General features: G+C 54.3%; 18 protein-coding genes. 6 read left to right on the top strand and 12 right to left on the bottom strand.

Annotated elements, in window-relative coordinates:
• Position 1: 1 nt before the first annotated feature.
• From rplP to rpsJ, 9 genes are all read right to left on the bottom strand, one after another.
• Positions 2 to 418, bottom strand: a complete 417-nt coding sequence (gene rplP / locus VSQ30_RS18275; protein ID WP_160578504.1) for a 50S ribosomal protein L16 — start codon at positions 416 to 418, stop codon at positions 2 to 4.
• On the bottom strand, positions 419 to 1159 hold the full coding sequence (rpsC, locus tag VSQ30_RS18270) for a 30S ribosomal protein S3 (protein ID WP_160642109.1): 741 nt from the start codon (positions 1157 to 1159) through the stop codon (positions 419 to 421).
• 19 nt (positions 1160 to 1178) lie between these two features.
• Positions 1179 to 1514, bottom strand: coding sequence for a 50S ribosomal protein L22 (gene rplV, locus VSQ30_RS18265; RefSeq protein ID WP_160642108.1), 336 nt, complete (start codon positions 1512 to 1514; stop codon positions 1179 to 1181).
• 18 nt (positions 1515 to 1532) lie between these two features.
• Complete coding sequence (gene rpsS / locus VSQ30_RS18260) at positions 1533 to 1805, bottom strand: 30S ribosomal protein S19 (RefSeq protein WP_160642107.1); 273 nt, start codon at positions 1803 to 1805, stop codon at positions 1533 to 1535.
• A 24-nt stretch (positions 1806 to 1829) separates the two neighbouring features.
• Positions 1830 to 2663, bottom strand: coding sequence for a 50S ribosomal protein L2 (gene rplB, locus VSQ30_RS18255; protein WP_334466269.1), 834 nt, complete (start codon positions 2661 to 2663; stop codon positions 1830 to 1832).
• A 469-nt stretch (positions 2664 to 3132) separates the two neighbouring features.
• A complete protein-coding gene (gene rplW / locus VSQ30_RS18250) occupies positions 3133 to 3423 on the bottom strand; it encodes a 50S ribosomal protein L23 (protein ID WP_160642105.1) in 291 nt (96 codons plus the stop codon).
• Positions 3423 to 4046 (bottom strand): 50S ribosomal protein L4, encoded by a 624-nt coding sequence (gene rplD, locus VSQ30_RS18245; RefSeq protein ID WP_160642104.1) that lies wholly within the window; start codon positions 4044 to 4046, stop codon positions 3423 to 3425. Before rplD ends, rplW begins: the two co-directional genes overlap by 1 nt.
• Before the next feature lie 18 nt (positions 4047 to 4064).
• Entirely contained in the window at positions 4065 to 4697 is a 633-nt protein-coding gene (rplC, locus tag VSQ30_RS18240; RefSeq protein ID WP_334466265.1) for a 50S ribosomal protein L3, read from the bottom strand.
• Positions 4698 to 4806: 109 nt separating this feature from the next.
• Positions 4807 to 5118: a 30S ribosomal protein S10 gene (gene rpsJ / locus VSQ30_RS18235; protein ID WP_016405529.1), complete on the bottom strand. Its 312-nt coding sequence runs from the start codon at positions 5116 to 5118 to the stop codon at positions 4807 to 4809.
• A 557-nt stretch (positions 5119 to 5675) separates the two neighbouring features.
• Here rpsJ and VSQ30_RS18230 point away from each other — a divergent pair.
• The 4 genes from VSQ30_RS18230 (at position 5676) to VSQ30_RS18215 (ending at position 13842) form a co-directional block, all read left to right on the top strand.
• Positions 5676 to 6377, top strand: a complete 702-nt coding sequence (locus tag VSQ30_RS18230; protein ID WP_160642102.1) for a response regulator transcription factor — start codon at positions 5676 to 5678, stop codon at positions 6375 to 6377.
• A 108-nt stretch (positions 6378 to 6485) separates the two neighbouring features.
• On the top strand, positions 6486 to 8078 hold the full coding sequence (locus VSQ30_RS18225) for an ATP-binding protein (RefSeq protein WP_334466259.1): 1593 nt from the start codon (positions 6486 to 6488) through the stop codon (positions 8076 to 8078).
• The gene (locus VSQ30_RS18220) at positions 8059 to 9906 is read left to right on the top strand and encodes a trypsin-like peptidase domain-containing protein (protein WP_334466258.1); all 1848 of its coding nucleotides are present in this window, start codon (positions 8059 to 8061) and stop codon (positions 9904 to 9906) included. Before VSQ30_RS18225 ends, VSQ30_RS18220 begins: the two co-directional genes overlap by 20 nt.
• 399 nt (positions 9907 to 10305) lie before the next feature.
• Positions 10306 to 13842 carry an S-layer homology domain-containing protein gene (locus VSQ30_RS18215; RefSeq protein ID WP_334466256.1) on the top strand — a complete coding sequence of 1179 codons (3537 nt, stop codon included), beginning with the start codon at positions 10306 to 10308 and terminating at the stop codon, positions 13840 to 13842.
• A 440-nt stretch (positions 13843 to 14282) separates the two neighbouring features.
• Here VSQ30_RS18215 and VSQ30_RS18210 read toward each other — a convergent pair whose 3' ends face one another.
• Positions 14283 to 17930: an S-layer homology domain-containing protein gene (locus VSQ30_RS18210; protein ID WP_334466254.1), complete on the bottom strand. Its 3648-nt coding sequence runs from the start codon at positions 17928 to 17930 to the stop codon at positions 14283 to 14285.
• A gap of 486 nt (positions 17931 to 18416) precedes the next feature.
• Between VSQ30_RS18210 and VSQ30_RS18205 the strand changes: the two genes are divergently transcribed.
• Positions 18417 to 19169, top strand: coding sequence for a MerR family transcriptional regulator (locus VSQ30_RS18205; protein ID WP_334466252.1), 753 nt, complete (start codon positions 18417 to 18419; stop codon positions 19167 to 19169).
• A gap of 338 nt (positions 19170 to 19507) precedes the next feature.
• On the opposite strand, the gene VSQ30_RS18200 is transcribed toward VSQ30_RS18205, so the two are convergent.
• Together VSQ30_RS18200 and VSQ30_RS18195 are read right to left on the bottom strand one after the other, a co-directional pair.
• The gene (locus tag VSQ30_RS18200; protein ID WP_334466250.1) at positions 19508 to 20551 is read right to left on the bottom strand and encodes a Gfo/Idh/MocA family protein; all 1044 of its coding nucleotides are present in this window, start codon (positions 20549 to 20551) and stop codon (positions 19508 to 19510) included.
• A gap of 29 nt (positions 20552 to 20580) precedes the next feature.
• Positions 20581 to 21597 (bottom strand): LacI family DNA-binding transcriptional regulator, encoded by a 1017-nt coding sequence (locus VSQ30_RS18195; protein WP_334466249.1) that lies wholly within the window; start codon positions 21595 to 21597, stop codon positions 20581 to 20583.
• A gap of 493 nt (positions 21598 to 22090) precedes the next feature.
• Here VSQ30_RS18195 and VSQ30_RS18190 point away from each other — a divergent pair, with 493 nt between their 5' ends.
• Positions 22091 to 25537, top strand: a complete 3447-nt coding sequence (locus VSQ30_RS18190) for an S-layer homology domain-containing protein (RefSeq protein WP_334466247.1) — start codon at positions 22091 to 22093, stop codon at positions 25535 to 25537.
• Positions 25538 to 25765: the final 228 nt, after the last annotated feature.

Below are 25765 nucleotides of genomic sequence, written 5' to 3'. Positions count from 1 at the left end.
TCTACGCCTCCGTTTCTTTAGCTACGAATTTGCACTTGACCGGCAGTTTGTTTGCCGCAAGGCGGAGGGCCTCCCTGGCGGTGGCTTCGGGCACGCCGCCCAGCTCAAACATAACGCGGCCTGGCTTTACCACGGCTACCCAGTATTCGGGGGAACCTTTACCGGAACCCATGCGGGTTTCGGCGGGCTTCTGGGTTACGGGCTTATCGGGGAAAATCTTAATCCAGACTTTGCCGAAACGTTTGCAGTAACGTGTCATGGCAACACGGGCGGCCTCGATCTGGTTAGATGTGATCCAGGCAGGCTCCAAAGCCTGCAGGCCAAAATCACCGTAGGTGACAGTGTTGCCCCGAAGGGCCTTGCCCTTCATGCGGCCGCGCTGGACGCGGCGGTATTTAACGCGCTTTGGCAGTAGCATTTACCTGCGCCCTCCTTCCCTTTTGTCTGTACGGCGGCGGTCGCCGTCACGGCGATCCCGGCGGTCGCGGCGGTCCTCCCGGCGGGGACGCTCGGGCCGCTCGCCCCGGTTGTCATTCAAAACCTCGCCCTTATACAGCCACACCTTTACGCCTACCCGGCCATAGGTGGTGGCAGCCTCTGCAAAGCCGTAATCAATGTCGGCCCGCAGGGTCTGCAGGGGAATGGTGCCGTCGTGATACTCTTCGCTGCGAGCAATGTCCGCGCCGTTCAAACGGCCGGAAACCTTTGTCTTGATGCCCTTGGCGCCCAGGCGCATGCTGCGGCCGATGCAGCCCTTCATGGCCCGGCGGAAAGAGATGCGGCGCTCGAGCTGGGAGGCGATGTTCTCTGCCACCAGCTGGGCGTCCAGGTCAGGCTGACGCACCTCTACGATATTGATGACAACGGGTTTCCCCAGCATCTTCTCGCACTGCTGCCGCAGCTTCTCAATCTCCGCGCCGCCCTTGCCGATAACCATGCCGGGCTTGGCGCAGTGGATGTGGATGCGCACCTTGGACGCATCGCGCTCAATCTCTATTTTCGGGATGCCTGCGGAGTAGAGCTGCTTTTTCAGGGCCTTGCGCAGGTTGTAGTCCTCTACCAGGGTGTCGCCGAACACGTTGTCCTTGGCGAACCACCGGGAATCCCAGTCTTTAATAACGCCCACACGCAAACCGTGGGGATTAACTTTTTGTCCCATAACTTTGCCTCCTTACCGCTTACTCTTTTTCCTTCACCACGATGGTGATGTGAGAGGTTCTCTTCAGCACCCGAAAAGCCCTGCCGTGGGCGCTGGGCCGGATCCGCTTGAGGATGGGGCCGGGCGTCACATAGCACTGGGAAACATAGAGGCTCCCCTTATCCATGTTGAAGTTGTTCTCCGCGTTTGCCACGGCAGACTTCAAGAGCTTCTGCAGGTCCTCACAGGCTGCCTTGGGTGTGTGCTTCAAGATAGCGGCGGCAAGGTCAACCGGCTTGTTGCGGATGAGATCCAGCACGATAGAGACCTTGCGGGGAGAGATACGGGTATAGTTCAAAACTGCTTTCGCTTCCATTTACTCTCTGCTCCTTCCTTACTTGGTCGTCTTCGAGCCGGCGTGCCCTTTAAAGGTACGGGTGGGGGCAAACTCTCCCAGCTTGTGTCCCACCATGTCCTCGGTGATATATACGGGGACGTGCTTGCGCCCGTCGTGTACCGCAATGGTGTGGCCCACGAAATCGGGGAAAATCATAGAGGCGCGGCTCCATGTTTTCACAATCTTCTTCTCCCCGGCCTCGTTCATGGCCTGTACCCTTTTCAGCAGCACGGGCTGTACGAAAGGTCCTTTTTTCAGACTTCTGCTCATATTCTGTTCGCTCCTTTCCCGTGCTTACTTGCCGTTTCTTCTGCGCACAATGAACTTGTCGCTGCGGTTGTGATGCTTGCGGGTCTTGTAACCCAGAGCAGGCTTGCCCCAGGGAGTGACAGGCCCAGGACGGCCCACAGGGCTTTTGCCCTCGCCGCCGCCGTGGGGGTGGTCGTTGGGGTTCATAACAGAGCCGCGCACCGTGGGACGCCAGCCCATGTGGCGCTTGCGCCCGGCCTTGCCCAGCTTCACGTTCTCATGGTCGATGTTGGAAACCTGGCCGATGGAGGCCATGCAGGACTCAGGCACGTTCCGAAGTTCGCCAGAGGGCAGACGCAGCAGGGCCATGCCGTTCTCCTTTGCCATAAGCTGGGCCATGATGCCCGCGGCTCTTGCAAGCTGGGCGCCCTTGCCGGGATACAGCTCTACATTGTGGATGAAAGTACCCACAGGGATGTTCTTCAGGGGCAGCGCGTTGCCGGGCTTGATGTCGGCGTCGGCCCCGGACACCACCTTGTCCCCGGCCTTCAGGCCATGGGGGGCCAGGATATACCGCTTTTCGCCGTCCTCATATTCCACCAGGGCGATGAAAGCGGAGCGGTTGGGATCGTATTCAATAGAAAGCACGGTAGCGTCCATGTCGTGCTTCTGGCGCTTGAAGTCGATAATGCGGTACTTCTTGCGGTTGCCGCCGCCGCGATGGCGGACGGTAATGCGGCCGTAGCTGTTGCGGCCCGCCTTCTTGTCCAGGGGGGCCAGAAGGCTTTTCTCCGGCCCGTTTTTGGAAAGGCCCGTGTAGTCCGTTACGGACATGTTGCGCCTTGCCGCCGTGGTCGGCTTGTAATTCTTAATTGCCATTTTTTGTTTCACTCTCCTACTATTTGGCTTTGCGGGGGCGGCATTCTCCCCCATTCTTGCCGCAGCGTGCAACGCGACGCAATGCTAATGCGAAGCATTTGCATTTGTGCATATCCAAGACACGGGTCCGTTCGCTCTGCTCACTGCCTGTGAGGGAACAGTCCGCGCGTAATCAGGATTCCGCGCTCACGCTGCACCACGCGTTCTCCGCGTGGCTTCCGATATTAAAAAATGCAACTGTATAAAGGACATTCGGGAGCACCCCGGTCACGCGATGGCTCGCCTGAGCCGCGCAATCCCTATTGCGCGGCGGAAGCTTCCCTCTCATGTCCCCCGCGTCTTAGGTCAAGCGTTACGCTTGCCGGGAGCACCCCGGGTACGCGATGGCTCGCCTGAGCCGCGCAATCCCTATTGCGCGGCGGAAGCTTTCCGCTTCTGCCGCCCGCGTCCCGGGTGCAGCGTCACGCTGCTAGACCATGCTCTCGAAGAACTCGATGGTCTTGCTGTCCTCGGTGAGGGTGACCACAGCCTTTTTCCAGCAGCGGGTGTATCCCTCGAAACGGCCCTGCCGGCGCATCCGGCCCCGCACATGCAGGGTGTTCACTTTCTGCACCTTTACGCCGAACAGCTCTTCTACAGCTCTCTTTACATCTATCTTGGTAGACTTCTTGTCAACCTCAAAGGTGTACTTCTTCTGGGTGGTGCCATCCATCGTCTTTTCTGTAATGATGGGGCGGATAATGATGTCCTGTGCCGCCATTACGCATACACCTCCTCAATTTTCGCCACCGCGTCTTTGACCACGATGAACTTGTCTGCGCCCAGGATGTCGTACACGTTCAGGGTGTTCACCTGGGCGGTCTTGACGCCGGGGATGTTCCGGGCGGAAGCGATAACCTTCTCGTCCACGGTATCCAGCACAATCAGCGCCTTCTTCTCGCTGCCCACTGCCTTGAGCATGGCTGCGATGGTCTTGGTCTTAAACTCGCTGGTGCTGATCTGGTCGAGCACGATCATCTCGCCGTCCTGCACCTTAGAGGAAAGGGCGGACTGCATAGCCAGCCTCTTTACTTTCTTATTCAGCGTGTAACGGTAGCTCCGGGGCTTGGGGGCGAACACGACGCCGCCATGGGTCCACTGGGGCGCCCGGGTGCTGCCCTGCCGGGCATGGCCTGTGCCCTTCTGGCGCCAGGGCTTGCGGCCGCCGCCGGAAACCTCGGAACGGGTCAGGGCGGACTGAGTGCCCTGCCTTTGGTTTGCAAGATAGCATTTTACCATGTCGTTCATAACGGACACGTTGGGGGTGATGCCAAACACTGCTTCGCTCAGCTCCTGCTGGCCCACTTCCTGCCCCTGCATATTCAAAACTGCGATAGTAGGCATTCTCATTTCCTCCTTCCCTTATGCTTTCACAGTGTCGCGGACAACTACGATGCCGCCGTTGGGGCCGGGGATGGCGCCCTTGATGGCAATGAGGTTGTTTTCCGCGTCCACTTTTGCTACTGTCAGGTTCTGCACGGTAACAGTCTCAGCGCCCAGATGGCCGGCCATCTTCAGGCCCTTCCATACGCGGGAGGGAGAAGAGCACGCGCCGCTGGATCCGCCGTGGCGCACCACAGGGCCGGAACCATGGGATTCCTTCAGGCGGTGGAAGTTCCAGCGCTTGATAACGCCTGCGTAGCCCTTGCCCTTGCTGGTGCCGGTTACGTCCACCTTTTCCCCTGCCTCGAACACGTCGGCCTTAATCAGGTCGCCAACGTTCAGGCCGCTGATGTCCTCCAGCCGAAGCTCTTTGAGGGTTTTCTTGGGGGCCACGTCGCCCTTCTTGAAGTGCCCCATGAGAGGCTTGCTCACGCGCTGGGGCTTCTGGTCGCCAAAGCCCACCTGCACGGCCTCATAGCCGTCGTTCTCCAGGGTCTTTTTCTGCGTTACCACGCAAGGGCCGGCCTCTACCACTGTTACAGGGATAACCTTGCCCTTTTCATCGAAAATCTGCGTCATGCCGATCTTCTTGCCGATGATGCCTTTTTTCATGTCTTGCCTTTCCTTTCTACTCCGGGGGCGTCCCGCGCCCCATCAGGTTATTGGTCGGGTTTCCCCGACATGACCCTCCGTCCCGGTAGGTTGAAGCCAAAATCTTTAATTACAGCTTGATTTCGATTTCAACGCCGGCGGGGAGTTCCAGGCCCATAAGGGCTTCCACAGTCTTGTTGCTGGGCCTGAGAATGTCGATCAGCCTCTTGTGGGTGCGCATTTCAAACTGCTCCCGGCTGTCCTTATACTTATGGACAGCGCGCAGGATGGTGATAATCTGCTTTTCGGTGGGCAGGGGCACAGGGCCGGAAACCCGGGCGCCTGTGCGCTTGGCGGTTGCCACAATCTTTTCAGATGACTGGTCCACCAACTGATGGTCGTACCCTTTTATCCTGATTCTGATCTTTTCTTTGACTGCCACTTGTAGATCGCCTCCTTGAAAAAATTCTTCGCGGCGGGCGCTGTGGGTTTTTAACACTTAGCCGGGTGTTTCCACCTGCGGCATAGAAAAACCGGAAATCCGCCAAGCGGACCCCCGGGAAGAGCCGAAACCCATAAAAATCCTTCATGCGGCGCTTGCCGGCCTGCCGGGAAACTCCCGATGGTTCCAGCCGCATAAATTCTTTCGCCCGGTTTAAAATCGGACATACTCCACGGAAAAACCGGCTGGTACAGCCGCAACCTCCCGCTTCATCGCATATCTGGCATAGTTTTCCCATGCCTGTGCAGTCACGCTCCATTATAATACCACAGCTAAAGCCCCATTGCAAGTGGTTTTTTAAAAAAATTTCCACTTTTTCAAAGCCCGCCCCCATGGCCCGTCTTCACATAAAATTCACCGGAACTTCTTGATTTTGCCATAGTTACACGGTAGAATAAGCTTGGACGAAAATCACCCTGGCGTGCAATCGGGCGCAAAGCCCGGGGAACTATAATTATATAAGGAAATATAAAGGCAAAAGAAGAGGGAGAAGAACCATGGCGACTGGAAAAATCCTGATAGTGGACGACGATACCAATATCTGCGAGCTTTTGCGGCTGTATATTGCGAAAGAAGGCTTTGAGGCCTCCATTGCAAACGATGGGGAAACGGCCCTGAAAATGTTTGACAGCGTTTCCCCAGACCTGATTCTGCTGGACATTATGCTGCCGGGCCTGGACGGCTGGCAGGTGTGCCGGGAGCTGCGGAAGAAATCCTCTGTGCCCATTATCATGCTCACAGCTAAAGGCGAGGTGTTCGACAAGGTGCTGGGCCTGGAGCTGGGGGCGGACGATTATGTGGTGAAGCCCTTTGAAACCAAGGAGGTTGTGGCCCGGATAAACGCGGTGCTGCGCCGCAGCGGCAGGAACAGCGGCAGGCAGGATGACAGCAAGGAAGTCTCCTATGAAAACCTTACCATCAACCTGACAAATTACGAGCTGCGGGTAAAGGGCCAGCAGGTGGACACGCCTCCCAAGGAGATGGAGCTGATTTACCACCTGGCCTCCAACCCCAACCGGGTTTTCACCCGGGACCAGCTTTTAGACGAGGTGTGGGGCTTTGACTATTACGGAGACAGCCGCACAGTGGACGTGCATGTGAAGCGCCTGCGGGAAAAGCTGGAAGGCGTTTCTGACAAGTGGGCTTTGAAAACCGTCTGGGGCGTGGGCTATAAATTTGAAGTAAAAGACGCAACGTAACGCCGCGTCCGAGACGCGGGTAGGAAACCTGCCGCATGCGGAAAGCGAATCGCGGGATTCCAAAGGGGCTTTGCCCCTTTGGCTGCCGGCGGCAAAAGGGAGGGCAAGGTGCAGAAAAGCATTTTTAAAAGATATCTGGGCATCACCATGAGCATCGTCCTCCTAAGCTTTGTGATGACGGGCAGCGTGCTGATGGTGTTTTTCGGGCAGTATTGGCGGGCGGAGAAAAAGGATCTGCTTACCCAGAACGCCGGCTCTATCGCCGGGGTGGCAAGGCGGTTTTTATCGGAGAAATCCCCGGGCCAGTATGAATTGCAGACCGAGCTGCTGAAAACTTTTATCTCCGGGTTTTCCCTGAGCATTGACGCGGACATCTTCATCACAGACCTGGAGGGACGCATTCTGTTGGGAAACTATCCCAACAGCAAGCTGGAATCCCCGGAATCGGTGCCCGGGCAGTTTGTGTCTCAGGCGGCAAAGGGCATGTATGAGGGCCGGGACAGCTTTGGAGGCCTGTATAAAAGCCGGTATTACATTATCGGCGTGCCCATGTCCGTACAGGACGGCGGCCCCACAGTGGGGGCGGTGTTTGCCGCCACCAGCGCCGCCTCCATGAACGCGGTGCAGGGGGAGGCCTTTAAAATCTTTCTCATTTCCTCCCTGGCGGCCATCTGCGTCACCTTCTGCATGGCCGGGGCCTTCTCCTTCCGGCTGGTAAAGCCCCTGCGGCAGATGTCCGCGGCGGCAAGAAGCTTTGGGGACGGGGACTTTTCTATGCGGGTGCCGGTGACAAGCGCCGACGAGCTGGGCCAGCTTGCCGTCTCCTTCAACAACATGGCAGACTCCCTGACAAATTCCGAGGGTATGCGCCGCAGCTTTATCGCAAACGTTTCCCACGAGCTGAAAACCCCCATGACCACCATCGCCGGGTTCATCGACGGCATCCTGGACGGCACTATTCCCGAGGAGGAGCAGGGCAAATACCTGCACATCGTTTCAGACGAGGTGAAGCGCCTTTCCCGGCTGGTGAAATCCATGCTGGACTTGTCCCGCATTGACAGCGGGGAAATGGAAATCCATCCCGCCCGGTTCGACATTACCAGCACCATCGTCACCACCCTGCTCACCTTTGAAAAGAGCATAGACGAAAAACAGATAGAAATCCGGGGGCTGGAGGAGGCTTCCCCCCAAACTGTATACGGGGATCCGGATTTACTGCACCAGGTGGTGTATAACCTGGTAGAAAATGCGGTAAAATTTACCAATGCAGGGGGTTCCATCACTCCCAGCGTTATAGACGGCATTGACCGCACCACCGTGGTCATTGAAAACACCGGGCCGGGCATTGCCCCGGAGGATCTGCCCATGGTGTTCGACAGGTTCTACAAAGGGGACAAATCCCGCAGCCGGGATAAAAACGGCATGGGCCTGGGGCTGTACCTGGTGCGCACCATTTTGAAGCTCCATGGCGGGGACATCCATGTTAGCTCTGTGCAGGGGGAATACTGCCGCTTTGAGTTTACCATCCCCAAACCTCCGGAACCGCCGAAGCTGAAAGACCCTCCCCCCCGCAAGGAGCAAAAATCCCGGGAGGGCAGGCGCAGGCCTGACAAGCACGACAAGCGCGATAAAAACGACAAGCAGGATACAGAGGGGCAGGCCCCTGAAAGGAGTAAGGAAGATGACGGACATGGAAAATAAAGATCTCCCCCAGGAGGAGCAGGCAGAACAGCCCCGGGAGCCTGTGGAGGACGGCTTCAGCCAGCCCCCCGCGCCGGAATCCCCGGAGGAAAGCGAACCTGTGCCGCTGGAAACGGCAGAGCCAGTGTACCCGGAAGCCCCGCCTCCGCAGGGAGGGGAGCAGGCCCCGGCAGAGGAAACGCCGCCCTTATGGCAGGATGTTTCCAGCGGCGCGCCGGCAGGAGTGCAGGGCGGGGAAGCCCCTGTGCAGCAGCCCCTGCCTCCCCCGCCCTGGCAGGGATACCCCCAGCCTGGAAGCACGCCTTTGCAGCAGGAAGGCGCTATGCCCCCTCCTGTATGGCCGGGCCAGCCGGGATACGCGCCGCCCTACCCGTCTCAGCCTGTGCCGCCCCAGGCCCCATGGCAGGGCCAGCCCGGCTATATGAACCAGCAGGGGGCAAATGCCCAGCAGCCCTATTACGGGGGCTATGCCGGGTATTACGGTGGAATCCCTCCTCAAGCCGGGGCAGCAGCGCCCCCCTATTATGGCGGGTATCCGGCTACCGCGCCCTATGCCCCTTATCCCGCCCCAGAGCAGCAGTCCCCGCCGCCTAAAAAGAAAAAGCCCCTGGCTTTAAAGGTGTTTTTATGGATTCTTTCCATCCTGGTGGCAGGCGCCCTGGTGGGTTTCGGGATTTACCTTGTAGCAGAGCTGCAGTCTCCTGACCGCGCGCCCCTACTGCCGGAGGAGTATATGGAGCCTGATCCCCTCCCGCCGGAAAGCCAGCCGGAGGAGAGCCTGCCTCCAGCAGAGGACGAGGAGATAGAGGATCTGCCTGACGTGGACGTGACCCCCAACCGGGAAGGCATCAGCCTGGAGCCAAAGCCCCAGGGGGAGACGCTGGAGCCAGAGGCAGTTTATGACAAGATGGTGAAATCCACCGTAGCCATTTCCGCCACCCTCACCCGCCAGGGCCAGACTTCTGAAAGCAAGGGCACAGGCATTATCGCTACGGCAGACGGCTATATGATTACCAATGCCCATGTGGTGTTAAACTCCAAAAGCGCCAGGGTGACTGTGCAAACCTATGACGGACAGGAATATGACGCTGTGGTGGTGGGAGTGGATCGCACCACGGATCTGGCGGTTATCAAGACAAATGATCACAATTTTACCCCCGCTGTCTTTGGGGACACAGAAGAGCTTTCCATGGGCGAGTGGGTTATGGCCCTGGGCAACCCTGGCGGCACAAAGTACGCCAATTCCCTTACCCGGGGCATTGTCTCCGGCCTGCACCGGGAAGCGGGGCAGTACAGCGCAAATGGCATGACCTATATCCAGACCGACGCCGCCATTAACCCCGGCAACTCCGGCGGGCCGCTGGTGAACATGTACGGCCAGGTGGTAGGCATCAATTCTTCTAAAATTGTTACAGAGAATTATGAGGGCATGGGGTTTGCCATCCCTATAAGCGAAGCCCGACCCATTATCAACGAACTGCTTTCCGGCGGCTATATCAAGGGCCGCACCCGGCTGGGCATTATGATACGGGAGATAGACAGCGGCACCTCCGCCATGCTGGGCGTGCCTGCCGGCCTGGCCATCACAGAGATAAACGAGGACAGCGCCTTTACCGGCACAAAAGCCCAGGCAGGGGACATTATCACCGCCCTGGATGACGAGCCTGTTTCCTCCCTGCGGGACGTTTCCAACCTGCTGCTGCGGTACGTCCCCGGCGATGAGGTCACAGTCACCCTCTACAGGCCCGCCCCAGAAAATGGCGGCACCTCCAGCGAGTTTACGGTTACTATTACCCTGCTGGAGGACAAGGGGGAAACCCAAGAATAAAGCACAACGGTTCCAGAGAGAAGCCTCCGGCGCGTTTACGATAAAACGGGCCGGAAGCTTCTTTCTATATTTACCGCCTTACCATCTGCATAAAAGAAAACTCCCGCCGCTTCCCCTTTCAAAACGTTTCCCACGAAAGCTTTTGGACACATCCAGACGCTTCTTTTTCCATCCAATGCCCCGCCTGCGCACTCCTTATCCTGCCCCCCGTTCAACCCGCTCCCCGCCGTTTTCCCCCTTAACCTCCCCCTTTCCCGCCAAAACCCCCGCAAGTGTGAGTTTATAGATAACTTCCACTCGCCGGCGGAGCGGGGAGGAGGGGGAAGGCCTTGCGAAATCCCCCTTGCGCGCTGCTCTAATGGCCAGGCGAGAATCTAAAATTTAAGAGGGTTGAAATTTATGAACAAAAGCAAGTTTCTGAAGAAATCACTTGCGGCTGTCTTGGCTGTTCTTATGATTGCCGCAATGATTCCGCTCAGCGCTGCTGCTGCCTCCACTGGCTATAAACCCACGGGGTTGAAAATTACCGGCCCCAATGGCGAAGTGGCCACTGGTTCGGGCAACAGCTATACGCTGAACTTGAACTGGGACAAGAACGACCCCAAAATCGTCATCAGCACAGAGACTGCCGCTGACGTGATTTATGCTATCAAGAGCAAGGTTGACGCTAGTGGCAACCAAGTGGGTGACGAATCCACAGCGGTAACTGGGAACCCCACCACGGATGACATTTTTCTGGAAATGGATGACGATGGCAACCCCATCCCCTTCCGCTTCTTTGTGAAGAATGGCAGTGAGCAGTCTGACGATATCACCGTTACATGGACAAAGGCATCCGCTTCTACCAGCGGCAAGGCCACCAGCGCAAAGCTGGCAGGCAAGTTTGACGGCGAAATCAACGATTCTGCTAAAACTATCACCTTCACTGTGCCTTTTGGATATGATATGACGACTCCCACAGGCGCAAACACCTATGTTATCAACTTTGAAGGCTGTGCAGACGCTTCTCTGTCCGGCAACTACACTGCAACAAATGTTGGCACAAACATGAAAAAGCCTGTTCCTGCAAAGGTTTCCACCGAAACCCAGGACGGCAAAACCACTGTGCAGTATGATGTGATTGTGAAGGAAGAAACCGGCCTGACCGAGTTCAAGGTTGGCGATCTGCGAACTGAAATTGAGATTGCCACAGCAGACGGTACAAACTCTGCTTTAAGCAAGGACTATGACGCTGGCATGGAAACCGGAAACATCAAGGTTTATGTGCCTTCCACACTGGAGCCTGTTGACAGCAAGGTAAAGCTGATCCCCACCTTTGCGATTTCCGATCCCAACACTAATGTGACGATCAATGACGGCACTACCGATGTGAAGGCTGAAAGCGGCAAAGAATTTGATTTTTCTTACGCATATTGCGGTGTTGCCACTGCTGTTGCTACATCACAGAACACTACAGGTGTAGACCTGAAACTGACCAGCACCAATGGTGCCACCAGAACCTACAAGCTGATCTTTGTCCGCAACGAGGACGTGGAACTGACCAGCGTGAAGGCTGTGGATGGCGGTGGAAACTGGACTTCTGTTGACGGCACCATTGACGGCAGCGATATTGAAATTGTTGTGCCGAGGAATGCCGCTCTGAACAACGTTAACCTGACATTCACTGGCCCCCGGGGTTTTGCAGGCAATGCTTCTGTCACTGTAAGCGGCAAGACTGCGGTTACGTTTGCTAACACGGGCGCTGCTGCCAACACCGTTAACGCTGTAAATTACAGCAAGCCCCTGTCTGTAGTTGTCAAGTCTGACAATAGAAAACACCAGAAAGTATACACCCTAACTATTAAAGCCATCGACGAGGACAGCGTGGCTCCGGCCATCACCTCCGGCGTGCTGGTTCTGAACAAGGGCACCTCTGATGAGGCTACCTACACAGCCAGCATCAGCGGCACCACCATCACTTTCACAGTGCCTCATTCCACAAAGGACTCCGTTATCGCGGCTGGTAACTACACCTGGGCACGCAACAGCAAGGCTACCACCTTGTATTTTGGCACTGCCATGCCTGACGGAACGACTACAGCGAAGCCCACTAAAATTGCAGACGGCGGTTCCGTGGGTATTGTCTCCGCCAGCGGCAACGCTGTGAAGTATGAGATCAAGTTTGCCCGCGCCGCCGCTGAAACTGGCAAGTCTATCAGCAACATGAAACTGACCGAAGCCGACAATACCCATCTGATTGGCTACAACAACAATAAAACTTACAATGTAACTATCAGCAATGGTAAATTCACTGTGACCATGCCCCCCTCTGAAAAATCAAAGAAATATTATGTTGACTTTGAACTTTCCAAGGGCGCGAAGCTGTTTGCTTACAATACCAGCACTGATGACGTTACACAGATCCCCATTGCCAACGCTGACAATGATGGCGCGAACATGACCCAGCTTCAGACTGGAGCCGCCAATACTGGCTATTTCGTAGCAGATGAAATGCTGGCCACAATGATCGCCAACAAGGACAAGTTGATTTGCACTGCTGGCGGCACAAATATCAACTACCCCATCATCAACAGAGAATATGGCAGCCACAAAGCTGACTATATTTTCGATGTGAAGGAAGCAGCCAGCGATGATACTCGTTTACCCGATTTCACAGACACGACCGGCAATGTGAAGGGTACCGTAAGCGGCTTGAAAGGCAGCAGGAAGATCACCTTGGAAGTGCCTGCCAGCTTTGCTTATAATTCCTTAAGTGCAAACTCCAGAAAGATCTATCTCGATTTCAAGATGCCCAACAATGCAAAACTTACAGTGAACAATGGCTCTACGACTGGTGTATTCAATCCTTCGGGACTAATGGAATATACGGATGGCAAGCTCACGCACAAAACAGTTGCCGATACTGACTGGGTGAAGGATGCCTATTTCTACATTGTGAAAGACTCCAATGGGAACTATCGTGCTAAGGTTGGTATGCATGGTTTTGCTGCTGCAGTTTACAATGGTACTAATGGCAACTATAAAGTAACAGTAACAGCGGAGGATGGGAGTACTGAGCAATATGCTATTGATAAAATTACGGTAAAAGATGCCGAGCAGGGCGCGCAGATTACCAACCTGACCGTAAACGGCGTGAATGCCTCCATCAACGACACCAATAAAACCATCACTGCCAACGTGCCCTATGGCACCAACCTGGGCCAGGTGAAGATTGCCCTCACCGCTTCCAAGATGGCTCTGGTTACCACTCCGAATGTAAATACTATTACCTATCCCAATGGTGTTTATGACACCGAGGTTGCCGGGACTTATGACCTGCGGTATCCCATTAAGATTACCGTTAAATCTGAGTCCACCACACCCCGTGTAACCAACACCTACACCCTCACCGTCAAGACCGGCGAGCAGTTCAGCGATGTGCCTGCAAACGCCTGGTTCGCTCCCTACGTGAAGGAAGCCGTCGAGAAAGATATTGTGCAGGGCCTTGGAGACGGGACGTTTGGGCCTTACAAGAATATCACCCGCGAGGACTTCGCTGTGATGACCGGCCGCATGCTGGGCATTAAAGTGGACGAGAACGCCACTGTGCCCTTCAAGGACGCTTCCAGCGTAAGCGGCTATGCCAAGGGCTATGTAGCTTACTTTGCCGAGGAAGGCATTATCGGCGGCTATGAGGACAGCACCTTCAAGCCGAAGAACAACATCACCCGTGAGGAGGCCGCCAAGATTCTGGCAGTTGCCCTTGACCTGGAGGTTACCGGCACTCCCACCTTTGCGGATACCAACAAGATTTCCGGCTGGGCGCGGCCCTATGTTGCCGCTGTGCAGACTGCCAAGGTCTTTAACGGCGACGAGGCCAACCGCTTCAACGGCACCACCAGAATCACCCGCGCTGAGACAGCGAAGGTCATGGTGGATTCCCTGAAAATCAAGTAAGGTTTCAACTCACCTAAATTTTACAGTTCCTAAAAAGAGAGGGCGCAGGGCAACCTGCGTCCTTTCTTTGCAACGTGACGAAACGCAATCGCGATGCGATAGCGTTTGCACCTAAGACGCGAGGGACAGAGTGCTGTTTTTTCGCCGCATGAAAACGCAAATATTAAATTTGCGTTTTGCCATGCGCTTACGGGAGTGCCCGCGTGCTGAGGGTGCTCCCGTCCTATTTCCCCCAAAAGAGAAAAATAAAAACGGCAGGGAACCGGGTGGATTGCGCTGTGATTCTCTGCCATGTGGTGCGTCTCAAAAGTTTTTGGGTTTCCAAAGGGGATTTTTGAAAAAATCCCCTTTGGCCCCCGGAGGCAGCAAAGCAAAAGAGGACGGATTGCTCCGTCCCCTTTCGCTTCGGGCTTTGTAAAATTTAGGTGAGTTGAAATACCTTATTTCGCGTTGTCAATCCGGACAGCGGCGGTAGCGGCTGCAGCGCGGATGGTGTTGCCCAGGGGGTTGAAGGTGTTGTTGCCCTCGCCCATGAGCATGTTGGCGTTCACGCAGGCGTAAACGTAGTTCTTTGCCCAGCCTGCAATCTTCGCGTCATCGGCAAAGGGAGTGCCGATGTTCACATCCTCGGTGTTAAGCTTCATCACGCGGGAGATGATAACAGCCATCTCCTGGCGGGTGATGGTAGCGTTGGGCCGGAAGGTGGTTGCACCGCCGTCACCGGTGATGTAGCCCTTGTCAGCGCAGTAAGCAACAGCCGCGGCGGCTTCGCCGGTAATGCCGTTCATGTCACTGAACTGGCTGGCTTTGCCTTCCCACTCAGCGGGCTTGAAATCGTCCACACGGGCCATCATGGTGGCAAACTGCACACGGGTCACGTTGGTGTAAGGCCCGAAGGTGCCGTCGCCGTTGCCGATGATAATGCCGCGCTTGGAAGCGTCCATTACGTAGCTGTAGAACCAGTCGCTGGGCTTCACATCGCTGAACCCATCGTCAATCTTCACTTCAATGGTGTACTTCTGCTTGTTCGCGCCGTCCTCAGACAGAACCCAAACGGTCTTGGGCTGGGTAAAGTTCATGATAGCTCCAGACTGCACAAGGCCGGTGTTGGGGCTGAAAGTGCCGTTGGCAGTGGTAATCACAAAGGCGCCGTCAGACACGCTGAAAGTGGGCTTCAGGCCGGTAACTTCCGTAGCCTTGGGCAGGGTGACGGTCACTTTGCCGTTGGCGTCGGGCTTAGCGGTTACGCCGTTGATGGTCACGCTGTTCAGCGCGCTGCCCAGCTTTACATCGGCATACTTCACAACCAAATCGTATTCCTGGAAGCCGCCCTTGTCATTCACTGTGTAAGCTTCGCTTTCCACACGAATCTTCGTGATTGTTTCATTTCCAGTTGTGCCATCGTACATTTCAAGTTCGCCTACACCATTTGTGTTTGTTGCTGTCATGACAGCAGTGCTGTCAGTATCTACTACAGCGCCATTCTTGATGGTGAGCTTCTTAAGGCCGTCTGTGCCAATCGCTGTAGGTGTATTCTGATCGTCCAAAGCAATCACATTTTCGTAATGGCTGGTGCCGTAATTAAACCACAGGTTGCGCTCAATGCCGCTGGCAAGAGCACCGGAAGCGTTAGCAGAGTTAGGAGTGCTAGCGGTTTTTCCGCCCACAAAAGAGGCAGGCAGAGTCAAGTTAATCTTGTGGTTGCGGGAATCGACATTTGCCTTAATTTCCGTCTTGGTCACGGAATCATACACGCTGAAGGAATCCAGTGTATGAAGTTTCTGGGGATCGGCCCGCTTGATGATAAGGGTGTATTTGGTGAAGGTGCCAACAGCAAGGTCGGCTTCTGTGTCGGCGGTGCCGTCAATCAAATCATCACCAGTAGCGTCAACCGCGCCTTTCTCGTTGACAACAACGAGAGTCAGCTTCTTGAGGTTCCCAGCACTGTCCTTTTCAACACCGTCATACTTGTTGCCACTGTCCTGGACATCCGGCAGTGTATTATTTGCGGTATCGCCGCTCTTGGCAAGAATATCAACAGGTTTCAACACACCATCGTCAGGCTTCACATAGTAAACCTTCGCACCCTCAGACACAACAGCGCTTACAACGGGGTTGTCAACGATACCACCACTGTACTTAGAATAGGGTACAGAGACGGTCAAGTCACTGGAACCAGTGGCCGCAAAAGTGTTCTCATTGTCCTCTATATCATCAAAATCTGTTACAGAGGTTGCCTTAAAGCCTGTCATGGTCCTGGCAGTGCGTGCAGCAGCCAGCTTTATGGCGATATTGTAAGTAGTGGAACTCTCGCCGTTAGTTACAACAATAGCGTCGCCCTTAGCGGTATAGCCGTCTGCAGGCATAAAAGGTTCATTATTGCTCAGTGCAAAACCAGAGGTCTTGGTGATGTTGCCTGCATCGGATGTAAAGACAGTGCCGTTGCTCAGGCCATAATACAGCTTCCAGTTTGCAAGATTGGCTTTTACATTGGTAGTAGCAAAAGGCAGGGTGAAGGTAATGACATTATCCTTAATTTCGGCTTTATACTGGTTCTTGTCATCGCTGTTATCCTCAAGAACCATTTCGGTGATTTCAGCCTTGCCTACAGTGTCCACTGTGTTGATGGTCAGCTTGTAGTCCTGAACGGCACATTTAGTAAACCCAGCATCGCCAGTTGTTCTGCCTTCCTCATCACCAGCGGAAGTCACACGGATGATGAAGTTGTTCTTGGTGGAAATGGGGAAGTTCTGACGAACAGGGGTGGCGGTGCTATCTGCATTAACCAGCACAGCGGTGCCCTCAGTCACGATTGTCTGTGCAGTAACATTGGTCACATCGGTCAGATGAATTTTTGCGCCTTTAGAAGCAAGGCCCATCAGGTTAGCAGTTGTATCATCGCGCAGAGTCTTGGGCACATTCAGAACAGCAGTGTGCTTGGCCTCGTCGATTTCCGCCTTGAAGGTGCCAATGTACAGATCCTTCAGAACAGGGGCGGGGTCGTTGACAGGAACATCAAACTCAACAGTCCAAGGTTCCGCAGTCCCAACGTCACTGTAGCTAACTTTCAAGGCAATAACTGCACCATGGATAGGCTTAGCTGCATCAACCTTGTTATTGTCATAATCATCTAGCTCAATTTCTTTTCCGCTCTCAAAGGCAACATTGCCAATGGGAGCCGTCTCACGTGTTGCTTTAACATCTACAGAAGCATAGCCGGGAGTAAAAGTAGGAGTAACTTTAAACTTGCCATTGCTGGCATTGCTTCCATAGGGCATGTAAACGGTAACCTTCTTGGCAACAGAGTCAATCTTCGCTTCCTTGCGCTCGCCAGCTACGGAGAAACTAGCGAAAGCAGTGGCGTTCACAGTCTTAACAGTGTAGATATGGGTAGTTTCGCCGTTCACAACAGTAATTTTACTGGTAGACTGGCCAGCCGTTGTAGCACCAATTTCTTCAGTGGTAGTAATTGTGTATACGCCTGCGCCAGCAGGTGTGCCGCCAGTAACAGATGCACTTGTGTTATTCAGTTCGATTTTCAGTGTCGGGCTGCCGCTGGTGTTATAGGGCAGGGTGATGGTGTAAGTATCGCCGTCCACAGCGGTTTCGCCATACTGGGTGTCCACAGTGACAGACTTGATGCTGACATCATTAGAGCCTTCGTTCAGCTCAAATTTCACTGTGTACTCCTTGCCGCTTTCCGCGCCGCGCTCGTCCCACACGGTAAACTTGGCTTCCTTGGCGGCTTTTTCGTCAGGAGTCATGTCAAAACTCCACACGCCCTGCGCGTTGGTAGGCGCGGCATCCTCAGTACCAGTTTCGTCCTCATGGGAAACAACAGCAGTTGCGTTGTCATTAGCCAGCGTCACATTTACGGTGACTTCGTTTGAACCGGGATCGTTAATTTTCGCGGTCCAAACCGTCCCATCCTCCGTTGCATCTACAGGAGCATCAGTACCATTATAAACTGAAACCCTGGAAACAACGGCGGGGTCAGCCGCAGCAGCGCTGAGCGGAATCATTGCGGCAATCATAAGAACAGCCAAGACAGCCGCAAGTGATTTCTTCAGAAACTTGCTTTTGTTCATAAATTTCAACCCTCTTAAATTTTAGATTCTCGCCTGGCCATTAGAGCAGCGCGCAAGGGGAGGCTCACAAAGCCTTCCCCCTCCTCCCCGCTCCGCCGGCGAGTGGAAGTTATCTATAAACTCACACTTGCAGGGGTTTTGGCGGGAAAGGGGGAGGTTAAGGGGGGGGGGGGGGGAATGGCGGGGAGAGGGTTGAACGGGGGGCAGGGACAGGGAGTGCGCAGGCGGGGCATTGGATGGAAAAAGAAGCGTCTGGATGTGCCTGCAAAAGCTTTCAGGGCGAAATATTCAGGGGAAGCGGCAGGCCCGCCCATATTTTCAAAAAGAAAATTTTCTTTTCCTCTTGACTCTCCCCCTGCGTTATAGTCTATACTGTGAACACGGTACCGGAAAGGAGGCTTTCCATGTGAAAAATATGAAGGAAGGAATGATACGGGGCACAAAAGGCTGCGTTTTTTATGGCTTTTTGTGTGAGCCTTGTATCCCATGGCAATGAAGATGGACAGCTTATTGACTGTAAAGGAAGCCGCCGTTATCAGCGGTGTAAGCGTGCGCACGCTACACCACTATCACAAGCTCGGGCTGCTTGTCCCGGCGCAGGTAACGGAAGCGGGATACAGGCTGTATGGACAGGCGGAACTTGCCCGGCTCCAGCAAATTCTGCTGTACAAGGAGCTTGGTTTTTCCCTGGAGGAAATACGCCCCTTGTTAAGCGCTGACCATATTTTCTTGCAGGACGCGTTAGAGAAGCAGACGCGGCTTCTCATGTTAAAACGCAAGCGCCTGGACAAGCTGATTGAACTGACACAAAACCTGTTGAAAGGAGAATGTATAATGGATTTTGCCGCATTTGACACAAAAGAGATCGACCAGCAGATGGAACAGTACGCCCAGGAGGTAAAGGAGCGCTGGGGAGAAACCCTGGCCTATGAGGAATCCCAGCGCCGCATGGCTTCCTATGGCAAAAAGGAGTGGGATAAAATATACGCGGGCATGGGCGGTATTTTCCGCCGCTTTGCCGCCTGCATGGAAAAAGGCCCGGATTCCCCGGAGGCGCAAGCCATGGTGCGGGAATGGCGGGACTTTATCGCAAAAAATTTCTATCCCTGTTCAGATGAAATCCTGCAGGGGCTGGGACAGATGTATGAGGCGGATCCCCGCTTCCAGGCCACCTTTGATAAGACCTCGCCGGGGCTGGGCGCTTTCATTGCGGAAGCCATCAAAGCCTCAGCTACGTGATTCCATCCAATTTCTTTAGCACGCCGCAAAAAAGGCTTGCATCCAAAAGGATGCAAGCCTTTTTTGTATTTTGATATATACGCATAAAACCGCACCCATAGAAAGATCCTCGGGTGCGGTTTTTTCGTTCTAAGCCTCCCCCAAGGGAACGCCCCTTTTAGAGCGTGTTCACATAAGTTGAATATGCAGATTTTCGAGGGGATTTAGTGGGGTTCAAGGCAGGAACCGCAAGAAAGGCGAACGTTTGAAAAACGTTTTCGCATCCTCGAGGATTCCTAACACAGAAGCCCATGAAATATCCCGAAAAGATGCGTGTGATTGCTTTGTGTGTACACGCTCTAATACTCCACCTTCAGCCAGCGCCTCTCAGCGGCGGACTTCTTCCCCGCCACAATGACAGCCAGGGTATTGTGGCCGTCCTTGCCTGTAACGGTGGGCTGGCGGTTGTTGATAATGGAATCCACAAAGTCGTCTATAATGCCGCTTTTTAGCTGCTTCTTGTTGGTGGAAATGGCCCCCACCTGGTATTTTACCCGGGTATCGTCCCGCAGCTCCACCACGATGTCATCGGCAAAGTCCCCGAATATCTTCATAACGCCCTTATCCCCATAGATAATGGTGCTGTTGTCCTCTTCGCCATAGTTGGTCCAGGAAACGTTCATGGTGCCGAAGGTGCCGTTTTTCATGTGGAAGATGGCGGAGGCGTTGTCCTCCAGATCAATCAGCCTGCCGTCCGGATACCGCTTGTCCCGGGTGACAGTTTCACAGCAGATGTCCTCCACCTCGTCATTTGTGAGGAAGCGGATGATATCCAGCTTGTGGGCGCCTAAATCTCCCAAGGCGCCAAAATGCGCCTTGTTTTTGTCAAAGAACCAGGTAGAGTTGGAACGGTTCACACTCCAGTATTCCGGGCCGCGGTGGCGGAAGTTGCTCTGGATGGAAAGAATGTTGCCTATCATGCCAGACTGGAGCAGTTCCCGGGCCTTCCGGTGGGTGGGCAGCAAGCGCTGGTTGTGACCGATCATCAGGATTTTCCCAGACTTCTCTGCAGCTTCCATCATGCGCCGTGTATCTTCCAGTTCCAGGGCCATGGGTTTCTCGCACAGCACATGCTTGCCTGCTTCCAGGGCCATAATGGAATACGGTGCGTGGGTGTTGTTGGGGGAGCAGATGCTTACAGCGTCTATCTCCGGATCTGCAATGAGTTCCTCTACTGTGGCATACACCTTTGCCCCATAGCCCACCGCCAGTTCTTTTGCCCGCTCCTGGTCAAAGTCATAAAGGGCTATCACTTCCGAATTGGGGTTGTCTGTGTACTCTGGCGCGTGGCGGCGGGCTGTAATCATGCCGCATCCGATAATGCCGACCTTCACTTTTTTCATACTGCATACCATCCTTTACCTGAAAAGTTTTATTCCATCGGGGGAACTACTGTCCCTCTGTCTACCAGCTCTGTACCTACCCACACTGTCTCCGGCGGGCCTTCCAGCTCCTGCCGGCGCTTCAAAAGCAGCTCCACCGCCTTTTGGCCCATTTCTCCGGCATATATGCCCACCGAATCTACAGGCGGGGACAGCATGGCGGAAATGGTGTTGTCATAGCCCATCAGGGAAATGTCTGTGGGGATTTTCACCTCTGCCTGATAGAGATACTGCATGGCCCCGGCAATAAGGGTATCTGCCGCGCCAAACACAGCAGTGGGCCGCCTGCCTTGCTCCCACAATGCCTGCATAGCCTTGCAGCCGCTGGCAGGGTGATAATCCGGAACAATTTTTATAAAATCCTTCTCCAAAGGCAGGCCCGCTTCTGCCAGTGCCTGCCTGTAGCCTTCCAGCCGCAGGGCTTCCACAGCTTGGCCGTTCTCCAGCCCAATATAGGCGATTTTTTTGTGCCCGGCCCGCAGCATGGTCTGGGTGGCGCTGTAGGTGCCGGCCTGGTCGTCCAGCAGCACCCTATCGCTGCGCTCCGGCGCCCGCTCTATCCACACCAGGGGAATGCCCGCCCGCTCCAGCTTTTTCACCAGCCCAGGGTCAAACTGCCCGATAGACGTAAGGATGACCCCGCTCATGCGCCTGCCGATAAACTCGGTGACAATTCGCTCATCCTCTCCCGGCAGGCCGTATTTCGTAAAGCTTAAAACACTGTACCCCTGCCGGGTGCAGGCCTCGTCCACGGCCCGGCTGATTTGGGCAAAAAGCATGTTGGGGCTGAACTGCAAAATATGCCCTATCATCTGCACCCCGCTTTTTAGGCCTTGGGCCAGGGTATTGGGTACATAGCCCAGCTTTTTCACAGCCGCTTCCACCCGCTTCCGGTTTTCCCCAGAAACGTACCCATTGTTGTGCAGCACCCGGCCCACTGTGGTCAGCGAAACCCCGGCAAGCCGCGCCACATCTGCCATTTTAGGATTCCCGCCTGCTGCCGCCATACACCCTCCTCCTTTTATTTTTCTATATGGTATCGTTACCATGTGGTGACGATACCATATTACCATCTTCTCCTCCGCTTGTCAAGCCCTCTGTGGAATTTTTTTCAAGCCGGTCGCAGCGTTGTCGCACAGAGCGTAAGGGAAACTGCGTTTGGTCCCCATCTCCCGCAGCGGCTCTCTTGTTTTCTTTCCCTCCTCCCGCCGCTTCCCCTGAATATTTCGCCCTGAAAGCTTTTGCAGGCATATCCAGGCTTTTCCTTTTCCATCCAATGCCCCGCCTGCGCACTCCTTATCCTGCCCCCCGTTCAACCCGCTCCCCGCCGTTTTCCCCCTTAACCTCCCCCTTTCCCGCCAAAACCCCCGCAAGTGTGAGTTTATAGATAACTTCCACTCGCCGGCGGAGCGGGGAGGAGGGGGAAGGCCTTGCGAAATCCCCCTTGCGCGCTGCTCTAATGGCCAGGCGAGAATCTAAAATTTAAGAGGGTTGAAATTTATGAACAAAAGCAAGTTTCTGAAGAAATCACTTGCGGCTGTCTTGGCTGTTCTTATGATTGCCGCAATGATTCCGCTCAGCGCTGCTGCTGCCTATGAACCCACGGGGGTTAAGCCTGTTCCTGCGGGAGGGTTCTCCGGCGAGGTTACGGGCAGCGGGTATAATTGGAACATAGCTTTCAATTATAATGCAGGCAATCTGCCGAAAATTAAAGTTGAGACAGGCCATGCCGATGATCAGGTGTCCCAGGTTAAGAAGGACGGCACACAGATTACCTTTGCACTTGCTTCTATACCTACCGAGCTTACGGCAGAGCGCGATGATGATGGCAACCCGCTGCCTATCATCTTTGAAATTCGCAAGGGTACAGATGACACCAATATCAGCGCACGCTACACCGTCAACTGGATCATGGGCGCACCTGCTGGCAGCGCTTCTGTTAAGTCTGCCAAAATGGACAACACCTACGATGGCGTTGTGGACGAAACCGCAAAGACCATCACCTTTACCGTGCCTTTTGGTTATGCAGGTAGCAAAGCATATACTGTTGAGCTGAATGGATGCAAAGGCTCCAGCGTTTCCACCACTGCATTTGGAAGTACTGGAACCGCAACTCCTACAAATTCCATCGCGCTGACTTCCAGTGGTATTGTGGGGACGAATACAACTAAGGCGGTTGCGCAAAAGCTAACTACTACAACGGAGGACGCTTTAAGTGATGTCGCTTATGACATTTTTGTGGTTGAGGAGGAAGGCCTGAAGTCTATTAAGATCGGTGACTATGAAGGTGTTTTCAAAATGAAAGCCAGCCCCGATCAGGATTATCAGGATGGCAACATTGAGTTTGCTGTACCTGCTGATTTGGCAAAGGACGCTAACGGCGCTCTGAAGCTGGTTCCCACCTTTGAGGTTGGTTCTCATTATAGCAATGCTGTTTTGGCAACAGCCGCTGCTGCGACTGCGAAAATTACTAGCGGAACAGAGTTTGATTTTGCCTACATGTTCGACCAGGCTGCTACTGGTGCGACCTTGACACTCACCAGCATTACAGGCAGCACCAGAACTTACACCCTGAAATTTGTCCCCAATGATAAGGACACCACCCTGACAGGCGTTACCGTCAGCAATAACGCCGGCGCTACGGGTGCCACCTATAAGGTAGAAGGCACTATCGAGGGCGAAAACATCAATGTTGTGGTTCCTAAGGAAGCCGATCTTTCCAAGGTGAATTTGGCTTTCAACGGCCCCAAAGCTATTACTAGCTCCAGCAAAAAGCCGAGCGTGAAAGCCCCTTCCACTGGAACTGCTGTAGATTTTGACGCCGCTGGCGTGGCTAGCGGCACAAATCTCAATAATGTAAACTGCACCGATCCCGTTAAAGTGCTTGTCACCGCCGCTGACGACAAGACCCAGAAGTATTACACCCTGACCGTCACCAAGGCTGACGCGACTGAACTGCAGCCCACCATCACCGCTGCCAAGCTGGTGCTGAACAAGGGCAAGGACGATGAATATACCAGCAACGGCGTGGTGGACACTCCCAACCGCACTATCACTTTCACCGTGCCCCATTCCACCCTTGAAAATGATGTGCGGCCTAGCGCGACTGTGGAGTACACCTTTGCCAAGAGCCAGAGTTCCTTTATTGAAATGACTGGCGTTACTGGCAAAGGCACCTTGGATAGTGCTACCGTTAAGGATGGCGGCCTGGTGACCGTGAGCGCTGGCGGCGGCGATGGCCTGACCTATGCCGTCAAGTACGTCCGCGCCACCCCCGAAACCGGCAAGTCCATCACAAACTTTGTGCTGACCACTGCTGACAACAAGAACCTTATCAACTATAACAACAATAAGGCTTTCACTGTGACTCCTGCGGACGGGAAGTTCAAGGTGACGGTGGCAGATGACAGCGTTGCTTTGTACCCCAGCTTTGAGCTTTCCAAGGGCGCAAAAATGTATACCGCTAACGACGCTAAGACTCCGGTTACAGGCCCTGACGAGGACGGCGTCCTGACCCAGTGGACAGCAACTGCCTATGCAGACGGCACAGCGAAGTATTTCGTGGCTGACGAAAAGCTGGCTACCTTGATTGCCCTCAATGATTCCAGTGTGGCTACCTATGTGCAAATTAAGAATAAGTATGCTGCCAACATGGTAGAGTACACCTTTGAAACTAAAGAGGAAGCCCGGACAGGCAACCGCCTGAAGACTATCTCCGGCCTTGATGGCAACATCACTGGCACTATCGGCGGCGCAAACGGCGATGAAATTACCCTGACTGTGCCTTACAGCTACAGGAACGGGAAAGAGTTCTTCCTGGATTTTGAAACTGACGCGGGCGCTGCTGTGACCGCAGAAAGGTCTGGTTCTAAACCCGCACATGGTGCTGTATACTCTGGTGGCAAGGTTGACTATGTAGACGGAAAAATCGTACCTGTTTCTTCTATATCAACATGGGGCGAGAATGTTGCCTTTAAGGTTGAAAAAAGTGGCGATAATTATATTTTAAAGGCTGGCGGCGAAGCTTATTGGGAGGACGTGACTACTGCAGCAGCACCAAAGACTCTTACGCTGACTGTTACTTCTGAGAGCGGCGTGGCAAAACCCTATAAAATTAAAGAAGTGAAGGTTGCCGATGCCAACACTGGCGCGGAAATCACTGCAGCCAAGGTGAACGGCGTGTCTGCTTCCATTAACCAGACTGCCGAGACGATCACTGCCAGCGTACCCTTTGGCACCAACCTGGGCCAGATTAAGCTGGAGCTTACCGCTTCCAAGATGGCTTCTGTGACCATTGACAGAGTTGTCTTTGACGCTGACAAAACTTATGATCTCCGCAAGCCTGCAAAGGTTGCGGTTCAGTCCGAAAAGGGCGACAAGACTACCGTTTACACTCTGACCGTCAAGACCGGCGAGCAGTTCAGCGATGTGCCTGCAAACGCCTGGTTCGCTCCCTATGTGAAGGAAGCCTTTGAGAAGAACATTGTGCAGGGCATTGGGGAAGGGCTGTTTGGGCCTTACACCCACATCAGCCGTGAGGACTTCGCTGTGATGACCGGTCGTATGCTGGGCATTAAAGTGGACGAGAACGCCACTGTGCCCTTCAAGGACGCTTCCAGCGTAAGCGGCTATGCCAAGGGCTATGTAGCTTACTTTGCCGAGGAAGGCATTATCGGCGGCTATGAGGACAGCACCTTCAAGCCGAAGAACAACATCACCCGTGAGGAGGCCGCCAAGATTCTGGCAGTTGCCCTTGACCTGGAGGTTACCGGCACTCCCACCTTTGCGGATACCAACAAGATTTCCGGCTGGGCGCGGCCCTATGTTGCCGCTGTGCAGACTGCCAAGGTCTTTAACGGCGACGAGGCCAACCGCTTCAACGGCACCACCAGAATCACCCGCGCTGAGACAGCGAAGGTCATGGTGGATTCCCTGAAAATCAAGTAAGGTTTCAACTCACCTAAATTTTACAGTTCTCAAAAAGAGAGGGCGCAGGGCAACCTGCGTCCTTTCTTTTTGGCCTCTTTGCCTCCGGGGGCCAAAGGGGATTTTTGAAAAAATCCCCTTTGGAAACCCAAAAACTTTTGAGACGCACCAAATGGCAGGGAATCACAGCGCAATCCACCCGGTTCCCTATACTTTCACAGAGGTTTTTGAAGATTGATAAGAAAGTTG

Source organism: Acutalibacter sp. JLR.KK004 (genome assembly GCF_036941085.1).
Lineage (GTDB): Bacteria > Bacillota > Clostridia > Oscillospirales > Acutalibacteraceae > Acutalibacter.
Note: the sequence above shows the minus strand (reverse complement) of the source record. Positions and strands in the feature narration are given on the sequence as shown.

Coding starts and splice junctions, on each gene's coding strand:
- rpsC (WP_160642109.1), bottom strand. CDS start 1,159: ATGGGACAAAAAGTTAATCCCCACGGTTTGCGTGTGGGCGTTATTAAA.
- VSQ30_RS18200 (WP_334466250.1), bottom strand. CDS start 20,551: ATGAAAAAAGTGAAGGTCGGCATTATCGGATGCGGCATGATTACAGCC.
- VSQ30_RS18205 (WP_334466252.1), top strand. CDS start 18,417: ATGGCAATGAAGATGGACAGCTTATTGACTGTAAAGGAAGCCGCCGTT.
- VSQ30_RS18215 (WP_334466256.1), top strand. CDS start 10,306: ATGAACAAAAGCAAGTTTCTGAAGAAATCACTTGCGGCTGTCTTGGCT.
- rplC (WP_334466265.1), bottom strand. CDS start 4,697: ATGAAAAAAGGCATCATCGGCAAGAAGATCGGCATGACGCAGATTTTC.
- rpsS (WP_160642107.1), bottom strand. CDS start 1,805: ATGAGCAGAAGTCTGAAAAAAGGACCTTTCGTACAGCCCGTGCTGCTG.
- rplW (WP_160642105.1), bottom strand. CDS start 3,423: ATGGCGGCACAGGACATCATTATCCGCCCCATCATTACAGAAAAGACG.
- VSQ30_RS18230 (WP_160642102.1), top strand. CDS start 5,676: ATGGCGACTGGAAAAATCCTGATAGTGGACGACGATACCAATATCTGC.
- VSQ30_RS18195 (WP_334466249.1), bottom strand. CDS start 21,597: ATGGCGGCAGCAGGCGGGAATCCTAAAATGGCAGATGTGGCGCGGCTT.
- VSQ30_RS18190 (WP_334466247.1), top strand. CDS start 22,091: ATGAACAAAAGCAAGTTTCTGAAGAAATCACTTGCGGCTGTCTTGGCT.
- rplV (WP_160642108.1), bottom strand. CDS start 1,514: ATGGAAGCGAAAGCAGTTTTGAACTATACCCGTATCTCTCCCCGCAAG.
- VSQ30_RS18220 (WP_334466258.1), top strand. CDS start 8,059: ATGACGGACATGGAAAATAAAGATCTCCCCCAGGAGGAGCAGGCAGAA.
- rplP (WP_160578504.1), bottom strand. CDS start 418: ATGCTACTGCCAAAGCGCGTTAAATACCGCCGCGTCCAGCGCGGCCGC.
- VSQ30_RS18210 (WP_334466254.1), bottom strand. CDS start 17,930: ATGAACAAAAGCAAGTTTCTGAAGAAATCACTTGCGGCTGTCTTGGCT.
- rplD (WP_160642104.1), bottom strand. CDS start 4,046: ATGCCTACTATCGCAGTTTTGAATATGCAGGGGCAGGAAGTGGGCCAG.
- rplB (WP_334466269.1), bottom strand. CDS start 2,663: ATGGCAATTAAGAATTACAAGCCGACCACGGCGGCAAGGCGCAACATG.